This is a genomic window from Allobosea sp., assembly GCF_030695125.1.
Classification (GTDB): Bacteria; Pseudomonadota; Alphaproteobacteria; order Rhizobiales; family Beijerinckiaceae; genus Allobosea.
In genome coordinates this window covers 59,775-75,187 of the sequence record NZ_JAUYTP010000045.1, presented here as the reverse complement: position 1 = coordinate 75,187, position 15,413 = coordinate 59,775, and the positions used below count along the sequence as shown (strand labels likewise).

The following is a 15,413-nucleotide window of genomic DNA, read 5'->3' as shown; positions in this document are numbered from 1 at the left end:
AAAGCTGACATATTGGCGAATGCGAGCGAAGGGGACCTGAATGCCCGATACCCCGCTTCTGGACGGTGTCACCGTTCCCGCCGATCTTCGCCATTTCTCGGTGAAGCAGCTCAGGCAGCTCGCGGACGAGCTGCGCGCCGAGACGATCGACGCGGTTTCGGTGACCGGCGGCCATCTCGGCGCGGGTCTCGGCGTCGTCGAGCTCACGGTGGCGCTGCATCATCTGTTCGACACGCCCCGCGACACGTTGATCTGGGATGTCGGGCACCAGGCCTACCCCCACAAGATCCTGACCGGGCGGCGCGACCGGATCCGCACCTTGCGCCAGGGCGGCGGGCTCTCGGGCTTCACCAAGCGCGACGAGAGCGAGTACGACCCCTTCGGCGCCGCGCACACCTCGACCTCGATCTCGGCGGCGCTGGGCTTTGCCGTCGCCCGCGACCTGAAGGCGCAGGACGGAAATGTCGTGGCCGTGATCGGCGACGGGGCGATGTCGGCGGGCATGGCCTATGAGGCGATGAACAATGCGGGTGCGCTGGGCAAGCGGCTGATCGTCATCCTCAACGACAACGACATGTCGATCGCGCCGCCGGTCGGGGCGCTCTCGGCGCATCTGGCCAAGCTGCTCTCGGGCAAGGCCTATCTCTCGCTGCGCGACCAGGGTCGCCAGTTGACGCGCCGGCTCGGCCGGGGGCTCGATTCGAAGATCACCCGGGCGGTCGAGCATGCGCGCGGCTATCTGACGGGCGGGACCCTGTTCGACCAGCTCGGCTTCTACTATGTCGGCCCGATCGACGGCCATAATCTCGACCATCTGATTCCTGTCCTGCGCAATGTCCGCGACGCGCCCAACGGGCCGATCCTCGTCCATGTCGTGACGCAGAAGGGCAAGGGCTATGCCCCGGCCGAGGCGACGACCGACAAGTATCATGCGGTGGTCAAGTTCGACGTCGCGAGTGGCGTGCAGGAGAAGGCGGTCTCGGCCGCCCCGTCCTACACCAAGGTGTTTTCCCAGGCGCTGCTGCAGGAGGCGGCCCGCGACGAAAAGCTCGTCGCGATCACCGCCGCCATGCCCTCGGGGACCGGGCTCGACGCGTTCGCCAAGGCGCATCCCAAGCGCTTCTTCGATGTCGGCATCGCCGAGCAGCATGCGGTGACCTTCGCGGCGGGGCTCGCCTGCGAGGGGCTGAAGCCCGTCTGCGCGATCTACTCGACCTTTCTGCAGCGCGCCTACGACCAGATCGTCCATGACGTCGCCCTGCAGAAGCTGCCCGTGCGCTTCGCCATCGACCGTGCCGGGCTCGTCGGGGCGGATGGCGCGACCCATGCGGGCGCGTTCGACACCGCCTATCTCGGCTGCCTGCCAGGCTTCGTGCTGATGGCGCCGGGCGACGAGGCCGATCTCGTCGATATGGTGGCCACCGCCTGCGCCTATGACGAGGGGCCGATCGCGCTGCGCTATCCGCGCGGCGACGGCGTCGGAGTCAGGTTGCCGGCCGCCGGCGTGCCGCTCGAGATCGGGCGCGGGCGCGTGCTGCGCGAGGGGACGCGCATCGCCCTCCTGTCCTATGGCACGCGTCTGGCCGAATGCCTGCAGGCGGCCGAGTTGCTCGAGGCGATGGGGCTCTCGACCACCGTCGCAGATGCGCGCTTCGCCAAGCCGCTCGACCGGGCGCTGGTCGCAAGGCTGGCGCGCCACCACGAGGCGCTGATCACGGTGGAGGAGGGCTCGGTCGGCGGGTTCGGCTCGTTCGTGCTGCATGCGCTGGCCGATGACGGGCTGTTCGAGGCCGGCCTGAAAATCAAGACGCTGACCCTGCCGGACCGCTTCCAGGAGCATGACACGCAAGCCCGCATGTATGCGCAGGCGGGTCTCGACGCCGCCGCGATCGTCGCGACCGCAACCGGCCTGTGCCGTCCGCCGTCCGCCTGGCGCCATGCCGTCGCGGGAGCGGGCGGCCTGCGGCTGGCCAGCGCCTATCCGCCCGATCCCCGGTCGCTGCACGAGGCCTCGACATGAACGCGGTCATGCCCTTCAAGCGTCCGCTGGCGGTCCTGCTGGCGAAACCGCGCGGCTTCTGCGCGGGCGTGGTCAGGGCGGTCGAGATCGTCGAGCGCGCGCTCGCGCAGGCGGGCGCGCCGGTCTATGTGCGCCATGAGATCGTCCACAATACCCATGTCGTCGAGGGGCTGCGGGCGCAAGGAGCCGTCTTCGTCGGCGAGGTCGACCAGATCCCGCCCGGTGCGACCACGATCTTCTCCGCCCATGGCGTGTCGCGCACGGTCGAGGCGGCCGCCGCGGCCCGCGGGCTGGATGTGATCGACGCGACCTGCCCGCTGGTCCAGAAGGTCCACAACCAGGGCCGCCGCTATGCGCAGCTCGGCTATGACGTCGTGCTGATCGGCCATGAGGGCCATGCCGAGGTCGAGGGCACGCGCGGGCAGATTCCCGGACGCCTGCATGTCATCGCCACCGCCGCCGAGGTCGCCGACCTCGTCGTGATCGACGAAAGCAAGGTCGCCTATGTCAGCCAGACCACGCTCAGCGTGCAGGACACGCGCGAGGTCATCGCGGCGCTGACGGCGCGGTTCCCGGCGATCGTCGGCCCCGACATCCGCAACATCTGCTACGCCACGCAGAACCGCCAGGCGGCGGTGCAGGCGATGGCGCCCCATTGCGACCTGATCCTCGTCATCGGCTCGCGTTCGTCCTCGAATTCGAGCCGGCTGCGCGAGGTTGGTGCGATCGCGGGTGTCGAGAGCCATCTGATCGAGGGGCCCGACGCGATCGATCCCGCCTGGTTCGACGCGGTCGACACGGTCGGCTTCACGGCCGGCGCCTCGGCGCCGGAGCAGCTGATCCAGGACACGATCGACCGGCTGCGCGCGTTCCGCTCGGTCAGCGTGCGCGAACTCGACGGCACGGAGGAGGACATCGTCTTCCGCCTGCCGCAGCGGCTGGTCGAGGCGATGGCGTCCTGAACCCGGAGCGACAGATCATGGACGGCCTGATGGATCCTTCCGACATGCTCTCCGACACGCGGCCCAACGCTGGCGATCCGGGGATCGTCGCCGGGCAAATGGGTGGCCTTGCGCGCGAAAGCGACAAGGCTTTGTTCGCGCCGGCAAAGGGCGCGCGGCGGGCTCGCGCCACGGCGCAGGTCGCTTTCCCGCAGGATGCCGCGACCGGCCGGCCGCCGCCGTTCCCGTTCTCGGCGATCGTCGCGCAGGAGGAGATGAAGCGGGCGCTGCTTCTGGCGGCGATCGACCCGACGATCGGCGGCGTGCTGATCTTCGGCGATCGCGGCACCGGCAAATCGACCGCGATCCGCGCGCTGGCGGCGCTGCTGCCGCCGATGCGCGCCGTGGTCGGCGACCCCTACAACGCCGCGCCCAACCCCGGCCTGCGCGGGCAGAAGACGCATCTCGTGCCGGTGCCCGTGGTCGACCTTCCGCTGGGGGCGACCGAGGACCGTGTCGTCGGCGCGCTCGATCTCGAGAAGGCACTGGCGAGCGGCGAGAAGGCGTTCCAGCCCGGCCTGCTGGCGCGGGCCAATCGCGGGTTCCTGTATATCGACGAGGCCAATCTGCTGGAGGACCATCTCGTCGATGTGCTGCTCGATGTCGCGGCCTCCGGCGAGAACGTGGTCGAGCGCGAGGGGCTGAGCATCCGCCACCCCGCCCGCTTCGTGCTGGTCGGCAGCGGCAACCCGGAAGAGGGCGAACTGCGCCCGCAGCTGCTCGACCGGTTCGGCCTTTCGGTCGACGTCACCACGCCGACCGACCTGCCGACACGCATCGAGGTGGTCAAGCGCCGCGACGCGTTCGATCGCGACCCGCACGGCTTCAGCGGGCAGTGGCGGGCAGCTGACGAGGCGATCGGCCGCAAGCTGATCGCGGGGCGCAAGCGGTTGGCGCAGATCGAGACCTCCGATGCCGCGCTGACGCGCGTGGCGCAGCTCTGCCTGCATCTGGGCACCGACGGCCTGCGCGGCGAACTCACCCTGATGCGGTCGGCGCGCGCGCTGGCCGCGCTCGAAGGCGCGCAGGAGATCCTCGACAGCCATATCCGGACGGTCGCGCCGATGGCGCTGCGCCACCGGCTGCGCCGCAATCCGCTGGACGAGGCCGGCTCGACCGTGCGGGTCGAGCGGGCGCTGGCCGAGGTTTTCGGCCCGTGAGCGCGCCCGGCGCCAGCGCGACCGAGGTTCCGGCGCTGACGCCCTGGCGGCTGGCCGAGATCGCGGCCGCGCTGATCGCACTCGACGGCGCCGCGTTCGGCGGGGTGTCCCTGCGCGGTCCGGCGGGGCCGGTTCGGGAGGCCTGGCTTGCCCGGCTCTCGGCCTTGCGCGGGGGCGAGCGCTCCCTGCGCATGCCGGCCGGCATCGGCGATGCGCGCCTGCTCGGCGGGCTCGATCTCACCGCGACGCTGGCGATGGGCCGCCCGGTCGCCGAGCGCGGCCTGCTCGCCGAGGCGGATGGCGGTGTCCTGCTCGTCGCCATGGCCGAGCGCGTCGAGGCTGCGACGGCGGCGAAGCTCTGCGCCGTGCTCGATGCCGGGGCGGTCACGGTCGAGCGCGACGGCATTGCGCTGACCGTGCCCAGCCGGTTCTCCATCGTCGCCCTAGACGAGGGCATTGCCGCCGACGAACGCCCCGCGGCGGCAATGACCGACCGGCTGGCGCTGCGGCTCGACCTGACGGCGCTGTCGCATCGCGAGATCGAGGCTCCCGTTTTCGACGCGCAGACCATCGCCGCTGCGCGCGACCGTGTCGCCGCGACGATTGACGACGAAACCATCGCCTGCCTGTGCACGGCGGCGCTGGCGCTCGGCATCGGCTCGACGCGCACCGCGCTGCAAGCGGTCAAGGTGGCGCGGCTAGCCGCAGCGCTGTCTGGCCGCGACGTGGTCTCGCCCGAGGATGCGGCGCTCGCCGCGGCGCTCGTGCTGGCGCCGCGCGCGACGCAGTTGCCGGCGCCCAGCGAAGAGGCCGACGACCAGGAACAAGAGCCCGAGCCGGAGCAGCAGGCGCAGCCGGATTCACCGCCCTCCGACAGCGAGGATCAGGCGGCGGAGCCACCGCGCGATCTCGACGACATGGTGCTCGAGGCCGCGAAGGCGGCGATCCCCGCCGGCCTGCTGGCACAGTTGCTGGCAGCGAGCGGCCGGACACAGGCACGCGCCGCCGGCCGCGCCGGGCAGTTCCAGAAGGCCGCACGGCGCGGCCGGATCGTCGGCTCGAAGGCCGGCGACCTGCGCGGCGGCGCGCGGCTCGATGTGGTCGAGACGCTACGCGCAGCGGCGCCCTGGCAGCGGCTGCGGCGCAGCGAGGCCGCGATGGCGGGCCGCTCCGGTCTGATCGTGCGCCGCGAGGATTTCCGGATCGCGCGCTACAAGCAGCGCAGCGAGACCGCGACGCTGTTCGTCGTCGACGCCTCCGGCTCCTCGGCGCTGGAGCGCCTGGCCGAGGCCAAGGGCGCGGTCCGGCTGTTGCTGGCGGAGTGCTATGTCCGCCGCGACGAGGTCGCGCTGATCGCCTTTCGCAAGGCGCAGGCCGATCTCGTGCTGCCGCCGACGCGCTCGCTGGTCGCGGCCGAGCGCGCGCTGGCGGCCCTGCCGGGTGGCGGCGCAACGCCGCTCGCCATCGCGATCCAGGCCGCCTCGGCGCTGGCCGATGCGGTACGCCGCAAGGGGCGCACGCCCGCGCTGGTGTTCATGACCGACGGCCGCGCCAATATCGATGCGGAGGGCAAGCCGGGTCGTGGCAAGGCGCAGGCCGACGCGCTGATGGCGGCGCGGGGACTGCGCGGCGCGGGTCTCACCGCCATCCTGATCGACACCTCGCCCCAGCCGCAGCCGCAGGCGGCCGAACTGGCGGCCGCAATGGGCGGGCGCTATCTGCCGCTGCCCCAGGCCGATGCCGCCGGCGTCAGCCGGGCGGTCGGTGCCGCCCTGTCGGTGGCGCTATGAGCGCCGCCTTGTCCTGGGCGATCGAGGGCCGGGACTGGCCGAATCGCGCCGCGAGCCGCTTCGTCACGGCGGCCGGGTTGTCCTGGCATGTCCAGTCGATGGGGCAGGGGCCGTCGCTCCTGCTGCTGCACGGGACGGGCGCCTCGACCCATTCCTGGCGCGATCTGATGCCGCTGCTGGCGCGGGATTTCCACGTCGTCGCGGTCGATCTGCCGGGCCATGGCTTCACCCAGGCGCCCGACCGCGACCTGCTGTCACTGCCGGCGATGGCGCGGGGGCTGGCGGCGCTGCTGCGCACGCTCGGCGTTTCGCCCGATGGCGTCGTCGGCCATTCCGCCGGCGCGGCGATTGCGCTGCGCATGGTCCTGACCAAGACGATCGCGCCCGATTGCCTGATCAGCCTGAACGGGGCGCTGCTGCCGTTCAAGGGCGTGGCGTCGCAGCTGTTTCCCTCGGTCGCCCGGCTGCTCGTGCTGAACCCGCTGGTGCCGCGCTTCTTTGCATGGCGGGCGGGCAGCGCCGACGCGGTGACGCAATTGCTCGAAGGCACCGGCTCGCGGCTCGATGCGCGCGGGCAGGAGCTGTACCGGCGGCTGTTCTCCAACCGCGTCCATGTCGCCTCGACGCTGGGGATGATGGCGAACTGGGATCTGGAGGGGCTGGGTCGCAGCTTCGGCAAGATCGACGTGCCGGTGCTGCTCGTCGTCGGCACGGGCGACAAGGCCGTCTCGCCCGACGAGGCGCACGAGGTCGCGCGACGCCTGCCCGATGCGCGGATCGAGACGCTGCCGGGGGCCGGCCATCTCGCCCATGAGGAGCAGCCTGAGGCGGTCGCGCGGCTGATCGGGCTGGAAATGCTGCGCCACCGGGAGTTGATCGCATGCTGACCGAGCTGCACCCGCCGAGCCTGGGTTCGGGCACGCGCAGCCCCGAGCCCGACCGCCGGCCGCATGCGGTGGTGATCGGCTCGGGCTTCGGCGGGCTTGCCGCCGCGATCCGGCTCGGTGCGCGCGGCTATCGCGTCACCGTGCTGGAGACGCTCGACCAACCCGGCGGGCGGGCGCGCGTCTTCCGACAGGACGGCTTCACCTTCGATGCCGGGCCGACGATCGTCACCGCGCCGTTCCTGTTCGAGGAGCTCTGGGCGCTGTGCGGGCGGCGGATGGAAGACGATGTCAGGCTGACCGCACTCGATCCGTTCTATCGGCTGATGTTCGATGACGGCTCCAGCCTCGATTGCAGCGGCGACGTCGAAACGATGCGCGAGCGGATCGCAGCCTTCGCGCCCGGGGACGTGGCGGGCTATGGCGGTTTTCTGAAAGACGCCGAGGCGATCTACAAGGTCGGTTTCGAGCAGCTCGCGGATGTGCCGTTCAGCACGCTCGTCGACATGTTCAAGGCGCTGCCGGCGATGGCGCGGCTGCGGGCCGATCGCAGCGTCTACGGGCTCGCGGCGCATCATGTCCGCGACGAGCGGCTGCGCACGGCGCTGAGCTTCCACCCGCTCTTCATCGGCGGCAGCCCGTTCTCGGCAACCGCGATCTATGCGCTCGTCCTGCATCTGGAGCGCAAATTCGGGGTGCATTTCGCCCATGGCGGCACGGGCGCGCTGGTGCAGGGCCTCGTGCGCCTGCTCGAAGGGCAGGGCGCGACGCTGCGCTACGGCGCGAAGGTCGCGGAGATCACCGTGGCGAACGGCGCTGCCACCGGCGTCCGGCTTTCGGATGGCGAGGCGATTACCGCCGATGTCGTCGTCTCCAATGCCGATGCCGCCTACACCTATGGCACCTTGCTGAAGGCGCAGCCGCGCAAACGCTGGAGCGACGCGAAGCTCGAGCGGGCGCGCTATTCGATGTCGGTCGTGGTCTGGTATTTCGGCACGCGGCGCCGCTACGAGGATGTGCCGCATCACACGATCCTGTTTGGGCCGCGCTATCGCGGGCTCGTCGATGACATCTTCGAGCGGAAGGTGCTGGCGGAGGATTTCAGCCTCTACCTGCATCGCCCCACCGCGACCGACCCGACGCTCGCTCCGGAGGGCTGCGACGCCTTCTATGCGCTGGTGCCGGTGCCCAACCTGCAAGGCGATGTCGACTGGGCCCGCGAGGCCGAGCCGTTCCGGGCCCGCATCCAGCAGCGGCTGGAGGCGACGCTGCTGCCGGGCCTCGGCGACTGCCTCGCCACCTCGCGGCTGATGACGCCGCCGGCGTTCCGCGACGACCTGCTCTCTGTCCATGGCGCCGCCTTCGGGCTGGAGCCGCGGCTGATGCAGAGCGCCTGGTTCCGACCGCACAACGTCAGCGAAGAGGTCGACGGGCTTTATCTGGTCGGCGCCGGGACGCATCCCGGAGCCGGCCTGCCCGGTGTTCTCTCCTCGGCCAAGATCCTCGATTCAGTGGTGCCTCATGCGACACACCGGGTCTGACCCGCGATACCCTGGGCCGTCCGTGGCGGACCTCGCGGCCTGCGACGCGATCCTGCGCGTCGGCTCCAAATCCTTCCGGGCCGCGGCGCTGCTGCTGCCGCGCCATATCCGCGGGCCTGCCACCGCGCTTTATGCCTTCTGCCGGCTCGCCGACGATGCGATCGACGAGGGCCCGGGCGATGCCGCGACGATCGCGCTGCTCGAGCGGCGCGTTACGGCCGCTCATGCCGGCCGCCCGCATGAGAATCCGGTCGATCGCGCCTTTTCCGAGACGGTACGGGGTTTCGGCCTGCCGCCGGCCGTGACGCTGGCGCTGATCGAGGGGCTGGCCTGGGATGCGCAGGGGCGGCGCTACGAGAGCTTCGATGAGCTCTGCGACTATGCCGCGCGCGTGGCGGGCTCCGTCGGCGTGATGATGGCGACGCTGATGGACCGGCGCGCGCCGGAGGTGCTGGCGCGGGCGGCCGATCTCGGCGTGGCGATGCAGCTCAGCAACATCGCCAGGGATGTCGGGGCCGATGCGGCGATGGGACGGGTCTACCTGCCGCTGTCCTGGCTGCGCGAAGCCGGCATCGACCCCGACGCGTTTCTCGCCGATCCCCGGTTCTCTCCTGCGCTGGGCGGCGTCGTGGCGCGGCTCCTGGCCGAGGCGGACAGGCTGTATGCCCGGGCCGATGCCGGGATTGCGGCGCTGCCGGCCTCCTGCCGGTCCGGGATTCGGGCGGCGCGGTCGATCTATGCCGAGATCGGCCGGGAGGTCGCGCGCCGCGGGCATGACAGCGTCTCGCAGCGGGCCGTTGTGCCGGCCTGGCGCAAGCTCGGGCTGCTCGCTCGCGCGCTGGCGACGGGAAGGGCTGAGCCGGCGCTCTTCGGACTGCCGGCCCTGCCTGCCAATGCCTATCTGGTGACGGCGGTGGCCGTGATGCCGCAGGGGGGGCGGCCGCCGTTGCACGCGACCGACCTGCCATGGTGGGATCTGGTCGGACGCACCACGGCGGTGATCGAGATGTTCGAGCGCCTCGGCCGGGTCGAGCGTTCCGCTGTCAGGGGGCCGTAACGCCGGAGAGGCCGCGATGTCGTCGAGCACGCTGATCATCGCGGAGATGGTGCTGACGCTGGGATTGTGCCTCGGCTTCGGTTTCCATCAGCTCTGGGACCTGCGCCGCGAGAAGGCCAAGGACGCGGCGAAGGCGGCCGAGAAAGCGGCCTTGAAGGCTGCGGCAGACGCAGATCCCGAGCGCGCGAGCGCGTGATGATCTCACAAGGACCCATGGCGTCGTCCCGGGCTTGACCCGGGACCCATTCCGGAATGCGTCCGATCAAGGTTCAGGAATGGATCCCGGATCTCCGCTTCGCTGCGTCCGGGATGACCCGCGTTTCCATGGAAGAGCAGCGCGTCTCACCCCCGCCGCGGCATCTTGAAGGGCAGCATCGCCTGGACGACCGGGCTGGCGAAGCGGTCGAGCGACAGGCTCTCATGCATGGCCGTGACGCTCTCGCCCGCGAGCGAGGCCCGCACCACAGAGCGCGCATAGAAGGGCGTGTCCTCCAGCGTCTCGACCAGCGCGGCCGGCCGACCGCGATCGCTGCGGGTCTCGCGCGCGAGGCGCCAGCCGCTCTTCGGCAGGGCGGCGGGCGGTCCCGGTTCGAGCGCGGTCGCCTGGCCGCTGCCGTCGAAGCGCCAGCCTAGATCGAAGGTCGAGCCGTCGCGGCGCGTGCCGCCATAGAGCACGGCCGCGCCGTCGGGCGTCGACGCGCGCGACCAGTGCCAGGAGCGGAATCCGTCGGCGAGCGGCGTGTCGCCCTGGTTCATGTCGAAATAGCCCGAGCCGCTCCAGCACAGATCGGGCTCGCTCAAGTTCACCTCGACCCGCGACAACGGCGCGATCGGCCACCAGCGATGGTCGCCATCCCGATTCAGCGTCACGACATGGTCGGTGATCGCCTGCGGCGTGACGCGAACCGACCCGCGCACGCGGCGCGGCAGGGGCGTGCCGATCTCGTCGATCGCGATCGTCAGGGTTGTCCCGTCCCAATGCAGCGCGCTGGGCCCGATCGTGAAATGATCCGGCGCAACCGAGACATGCCGCCGCCCGCGCTCCGTCATCGTCCAGCGCCGCGCGCCTTGGCCGTAGAGGCCGACGTTCAGCGCGCAATGGTCGAGCGGGTCGGCCGCGCCGCGCCGCCGCGCCCAGGCGTAATAGGGCGAGAAGACGCTACCGATGAAGGCGATGATGCTCAGCCCGTAGCGGCCATCGTCGCTCAGCGCGTCGACATACCACCAGACATAGCCGCCGGGCGCGACCGCGACGTCGAAGCGAGGTCGGCGACCACGCTCTGCGTCGCCAGCAGTCCCGAGAGCGCCACCATCGGGACGCCGGGCCCCGGATGGACGCTGCCCCCGGTCAGGTAAAGCCCCGGCAGCCGGCTGCGCGAGCCCGGCCGGTTGAAGCTCGCCATCGCGCCATGGGTCGAGCGGCCGTAAAGGCCCCCGCCCGTCGCCGGAAACAGCGCCTCCCAGTCGCTGGCTTGCGTCGTCAGCATCGCGTCGCTTTGCAGTTCGATCTGCAACCCGCATTGCGCCATCCGGGCGAGGCTCCTGCGCAGGCATGTCTCGATCTCCTCGGGCGGAAAGGCGGGGCGGTCGCCGCAGGGTGGGGCGTTGACCAGGATGAGCAGGCGCTCGGGACCGGCGGGCGCGGCGCCTGTGTCGTCGCGATCCTGCGCGCAGACATAGATCGTCGGCTCCTCGGGGAGGCGGCCCTGCCGGCAGATCGCCTCGAACTCGGCGGCATAGTCGCGCGAGAAGAAGACATTGTGCCGGTGCAGCGGAAAGCCGCTGGTCTGCGCGACCGCGGTTAAGGTCAGGGCCGAGAGCGAGCGCTCGGCGGGCTTGGTCGGCGTCGCGAAGCGGGCGGCGGCCTGGCCGAAACGGCCGGTGGCGATGGCGTTGACGTCGGCATTGCTGACGACCGCGTCGGCGCGCAGCGTCTCGCCGCCGGCCAGGCGCACGCCGGCCGCGCGACCGCCCTCGATCAGGATCTCGCTGATGGCCTCGCCGTAGCGCAGCCGCGCGCCCTTCGCCGTGGCGAGGTCGGCCAGGGTTCGGGCGAGTCGGTGCATGCCGCCCTCGACCAGCCAGACCCCCTCCTGCTCGACATGGGCGACCAGCATCAGCGTCGCGGGCGCGGCGAAGGGCGACGAGCCGCAATAGGTGGCGTAGCGGCCGAAGAGCTGGCGCAGGCGCTGGTCCTGGAAGGACTGGCCGAGCGCATCCCACAGCGTTCCGAACGGGCTCGCGCCCCAGAGCTGGCGCAGGCCGCCGAGCCCCGTGTGCTGCACCAGCCCCAGCAGGCTCGGCCGCTCGCGGGCCATGAAGCTGTCCTTCAGCGCGTCGTGAATGCCGCGCGCCTGATCGCAGAAGGCGAGGTAGTTGCGGCCCTCGGCGGGCCCGGCGAAGGCTGAGATCGCATCCGCCGAGGCCGCGCGATCGGCGAAGAGGTCGAGCCGCTGCGTCTCGCTCCAGGCGTGGCGGGCGAGGACGGAAGCGGGAGTCAGGGCGAGGTGATCGTCGAGGCTCGCGCCGACCTCCTCAAAGACGCGGTCGAAGACCCATCGCATCGTCATCACGGTCGGGCCGGCATCCAGCCTGCGGCCGCCGACCGCGACCTCGCGCATCTTGCCGCCGGGGGCGTCCGCCTTCTCGACCAGGGTGACGTCGCAGCCCCGCCCGGCCAGCAAAAGGGCGGGGACCAGGCCGCCGATGCCGGCGCCGATGACGAGGATGCGGGGAGTGCCCAAGCGGCGGCCTCGTGCGGGTTGACTTCACACTCACAACTGTCCAGTCTTATTGACACATAAGATGTCAGTTTGAAAGAACGCTCATTCGCAAGGGGGATCGTGATGGATACCGGGACACGGATCGAACAGACCCTCGACGCCGCCATCGTGGCTTCCCATCTGCAGAATTGCCCGCCGCTGCTTGCCCAGGCGATGCGTCATGCGGTGTTTCCTGGCGGCGCGCGGATCAGGCCGCGCCTGACGCTGGCCGTCGCCAGAGCCTGCGGCGATCCCGAGCCGATTATCGCGAACGCCGCCGCTGCAGCGATCGAATTCCTGCACTGCGCCTCGCTCGTGCATGACGATCTGCCCTGCTTCGACGATGCCGCGATGCGGCGCGGCAAGGCCTCGGTCCACAAGGCCTATGGCGAGCCGCTGGCGGTGCTGGCCGGCGATGCGCTGATCGTGCTCGCCTTCGAGACGCTGGCCGAGGCCGCCGCCCGCCAGCCGCAGAATCTGGCGACGCTGGTGCGGGTCGTCAGCGCCGCTGTCGGCAGCCGTGGCGGCATCGTCGCCGGGCAGGCCTGGGAATCGGAAGCGGCCATCGACTGCGCGCTCTACCACCAGGCCAAGACCGGGGCGCTGTTTGCCGGCGCGACCATGGCGGGCGCCGCGGCTGCCGGTGTCGCGCATCAGGACTGGCGCTGGCTTGGGGAAAAGCTCGGCGAGGCCTTCCAGGTCGCCGACGACATCCGCGACGTCGCTGCGACGCCCCAGGAACTCGGCAAGCCCTGTGGCCAGGACGCGGCGCATCTGCGCCCCAACTACGCCTCGGCCTATGGGCTCGGCCCGGCGATTGCCCATCTCGACGCGCTGGTGCTGGAGGCGATCGCTGCGATCCCGGCCTGCCCCGGCCGCCAGGATCTGGGGACGCTGATCGGCCTCACGGCCAAGAGCTTCCTGCCGGAAAGCCTGCAGCGTCGCGCGGCCTGACCGTGCCTCCGGCGTCGGTCCCAGCCGCCGGGCCTGTCGCGGAACCGGTCCGGCCGGTCTCGCTGGCCGACCGGCTGGCGGGATGGCGCAACCGGCTGGTGGCGAGCCCGCGCTTCCAGCGCTTCGCCGCCTCCTTCCCCCTGACCAAGCCGATCGCGCAGCGGCAGTCGCAGGCGCTGTTCGATCTCTGCGCCGGCTTCGTCTATGCGCAGGTGCTGCAGGCCTGCGTCCAGCTCGACCTGTTCCGCATCCTCGAAGCGGGGCCGCGCAGCGTGGCCGGACTGGCGCCGCGCCTCGCGATGACCGAGAGCGCGACCGAGCGTCTGCTCGGGGCCGCGGCCGCGCTCGACCTGGTCGAGCGTCGCAGCGGCGGACGCTACGGGCTCGCCATGCTGGGAGCGGCGTTGCTCGGCAATCCCGGCGTCGGGGCGATGATCGCCCATCACGATCTGCTCTATGGCGATCTCGCCGATCCGGTGGCGCTGCTGCGCGGCGGGACGGGGCCGACCGCGCTGTCGGGCTACTGGGCCTATGCGACCGCCGAGCAACCGGCTGCGGCGCCCGCAGCCGAGGTTGCCGCCTACAGCACCCTGATGGCGCAGTCCCAGCATTTCGTCGCCGACGACATTCTCGCGGCCTACGACTTCTCGGGCCATCGCCGTATTCTCGATGTCGGCGGCGGGGAGGGGGCTTTCCTGATCCGCGTGGCGCGGCACGCGGCCGGCCCGGCGCTGACGCTGTTCGACCTGCCGGCGGTGGCCGAGCGGGCGCAGGACCGGTTCGCGGCGGAAGGGCTGGGCGCGCGCGCCAGCACGCTCGGCGGCGACATGCACCGCGACTCGCTTCCCGAGGGCGCCGATCTCGTGACGCTGGTCCGGGTGCTGCACGACCATGACGACGACGCGGTGCGGGGATTGCTGGCGCGGGTTCGCGCCTGCCTGCCGCCGGGCGGGACGCTGCTCATCGCCGAGCCGATGGCGGGCTCGCCCGAGACGCAGCGGATGGCGGAGGCCTATTTCGCCTTCTACCTGCTCGCCATGGGCAGCGGCCGGGCGCGTAGCCCCGCCGAATTGACGCAATTCCTGCTCGATGCGGGGTTTTCCGATGTTCGCCGGCTGAAGACGCGGCGCCCTTTGCTGACCGGCGGACTGACTGCACGTGTCGCTTGACACAATAAGTGTAAATTCAATTTGACACCTTAGAATGTTCCGATAACCTGACAGTCAGGCGATCAAGCGGGCCAGTGCGGCCGGCTCCCGACCTCGAAAGTGCTCCGATGCATGCGCTGGCAGTCCTCGTCGAAAGGCCCGAGCATCTGGTTCTGAGCCAGCTCGAGCTCGTCGCCGCCGGCCCTGAGGACGTCGTCGTCGCCACCCAATGGAGCGGGATTTCGACAGGCACCGAGCGCCTGCTCTGGTCGGGCCGGATGCCGGCCTTCCCGGGCATGGGCTATCCGCTGGTGCCGGGTTACGAATCGGTCGGCCGGGTCATCCAGGCCGGTGACGCCTCGGGGCGCAGCGTCGGCGATCTCGTCTTCGTGCCCGGCTCCCGCGGCTTCAAGGAGGCGCGCGGGCTGTTCGGCGGCGCCTCGTCCCATCTCGTCGTGCCCGGCGCCAAGGCCGTGGCCATCTCCGAGGAACTCGGCCAGGCCGGCGTCCTGCTGGCGCTTGCGGGCACCGCCCAGCATGCCCTGGCCGGCGCAGCGCTGCCGGATCTGATCATCGGCCATGGCGTGCTCGGCCGCCTGCTCGCCCGCATCGCGGTCGCCCATGGCGGCGCACCCGTCGTCTGGGAGACCAACCCGCTGCGCGCCACGGGGGCCCAGGGCTACGCCGTCGTCGCGCCCGGGGATGACAGCCGCAAGGATTACCGCGCGATCTACGACGTCAGCGGCGACTCCGCTTTGGTCGACACGCTGATCGGCCGGCTCGCCCCGCAGGGCGAGATCGTGCTCGCCGGCTTCTACGACCAGCCGATCTCGTTTGCCTTTCCGCCCGCCTTCATGCGCGAGGCGCGGCTGCGCGTCGCCGCCGAATGGCGCCAGGCCGATCTCGACGTCGTCCTGGCCCTCCTTTCCGACGGAAGGCTCTCGCTGGACGGGCTCATCACCCACAGCGCCCCGGCCAATGACGCGCCGGCTGCCTATCGCACCGCTTTCAGCGATCCGTCCTGCCTCAAGATGATCCTGGATTGGAGTGCCGCCTCGTGAACATCCAGATTCGAAACCCCGTCCCGTCTCCGGCT

General features: G+C 71.1%; 13 protein-coding genes. 11 read left to right on the top strand and 2 right to left on the bottom strand.

What is annotated here, in order from left to right:
* Positions 1-40: 40 nt before the first annotated feature.
* The 8 genes from dxs (at position 41) to Q8S38_RS16425 (ending at position 9,649) form a co-directional block, all read left to right on the top strand.
* Positions 41-2,020, top strand: coding sequence for a 1-deoxy-D-xylulose-5-phosphate synthase (gene dxs / locus Q8S38_RS16460; RefSeq protein ID WP_305681458.1), 1,980 nt, complete (start codon positions 41-43; stop codon positions 2,018-2,020).
* On the top strand, positions 2,017-2,982 hold the full coding sequence (ispH, locus tag Q8S38_RS16455) for a 4-hydroxy-3-methylbut-2-enyl diphosphate reductase (protein WP_371125902.1): 966 nt from the start codon (positions 2,017-2,019) through the stop codon (positions 2,980-2,982). The genes dxs and ispH overlap by 4 nt, the downstream gene beginning before the upstream one ends.
* Positions 2,983-3,236: 254 nt before the next feature.
* Complete coding sequence (gene bchI, locus Q8S38_RS16450) at positions 3,237-4,181, top strand: magnesium chelatase ATPase subunit I (RefSeq protein WP_371125907.1); 945 nt, start codon at positions 3,237-3,239, stop codon at positions 4,179-4,181.
* The gene (locus Q8S38_RS16445; protein WP_305681456.1) at positions 4,178-5,971 is read left to right on the top strand and encodes a magnesium chelatase subunit D; all 1,794 of its coding nucleotides are present in this window, start codon (positions 4,178-4,180) and stop codon (positions 5,969-5,971) included. The genes bchI and Q8S38_RS16445 overlap by 4 nt, the downstream gene beginning before the upstream one ends.
* A complete protein-coding gene (bchO, locus tag Q8S38_RS16440) occupies positions 5,968-6,858 on the top strand; it encodes an alpha/beta fold hydrolase BchO (RefSeq protein ID WP_305681455.1) in 891 nt (296 codons plus the stop codon). Before Q8S38_RS16445 ends, bchO begins: the two co-directional genes overlap by 4 nt.
* Complete coding sequence (locus tag Q8S38_RS16435) at positions 6,852-8,396, top strand: phytoene desaturase (RefSeq protein ID WP_305681454.1); 1,545 nt, start codon at positions 6,852-6,854, stop codon at positions 8,394-8,396. Before bchO ends, Q8S38_RS16435 begins: the two co-directional genes overlap by 7 nt.
* On the top strand, positions 8,377-9,453 hold the full coding sequence (locus Q8S38_RS16430) for a phytoene/squalene synthase family protein (RefSeq protein ID WP_305681453.1): 1,077 nt from the start codon (positions 8,377-8,379) through the stop codon (positions 9,451-9,453). Before Q8S38_RS16435 ends, Q8S38_RS16430 begins: the two co-directional genes overlap by 20 nt.
* A 16-nt stretch (positions 9,454-9,469) precedes the next feature.
* Complete coding sequence (locus Q8S38_RS16425) at positions 9,470-9,649, top strand: hypothetical protein (protein ID WP_305681452.1); 180 nt, start codon at positions 9,470-9,472, stop codon at positions 9,647-9,649.
* Between the two features lie 146 nt (positions 9,650-9,795).
* On the opposite strand, the gene Q8S38_RS16420 is transcribed toward Q8S38_RS16425, so the two are convergent.
* Positions 9,796-10,503 (bottom strand): hydratase, encoded by a 708-nt coding sequence (locus tag Q8S38_RS16420; protein ID WP_305681451.1) that lies wholly within the window; start codon positions 10,501-10,503, stop codon positions 9,796-9,798.
* A gap of 155 nt (positions 10,504-10,658) precedes the next feature.
* Positions 10,659-12,197: a 1-hydroxycarotenoid 3,4-desaturase CrtD gene (gene crtD / locus Q8S38_RS16415; protein ID WP_305681450.1), complete on the bottom strand. Its 1,539-nt coding sequence runs from the start codon at positions 12,195-12,197 to the stop codon at positions 10,659-10,661.
* 102 nt (positions 12,198-12,299) lie between these two features.
* Here crtD and Q8S38_RS16410 point away from each other — a divergent pair, with 102 nt between their 5' ends.
* The 3 genes from Q8S38_RS16410 to bchC all read left to right on the top strand — a co-directional run bounded on the left by Q8S38_RS16410 (position 12,300) and on the right by bchC (position 15,378).
* Positions 12,300-13,169 carry a polyprenyl synthetase family protein gene (locus Q8S38_RS16410; protein WP_305681449.1) on the top strand — a complete coding sequence of 290 codons (870 nt, stop codon included), beginning with the start codon at positions 12,300-12,302 and terminating at the stop codon, positions 13,167-13,169.
* Positions 13,170-13,171: 2 nt separating this feature from the next.
* Complete coding sequence (locus Q8S38_RS16405) at positions 13,172-14,338, top strand: methyltransferase (protein WP_371125901.1); 1,167 nt, start codon at positions 13,172-13,174, stop codon at positions 14,336-14,338.
* 107 nt (positions 14,339-14,445) lie between these two features.
* A complete protein-coding gene (bchC, locus tag Q8S38_RS16400) occupies positions 14,446-15,378 on the top strand; it encodes a chlorophyll synthesis pathway protein BchC (RefSeq protein ID WP_305681448.1) in 933 nt (310 codons plus the stop codon).
* Positions 15,379-15,413 lie beyond the last annotated feature (35 nt).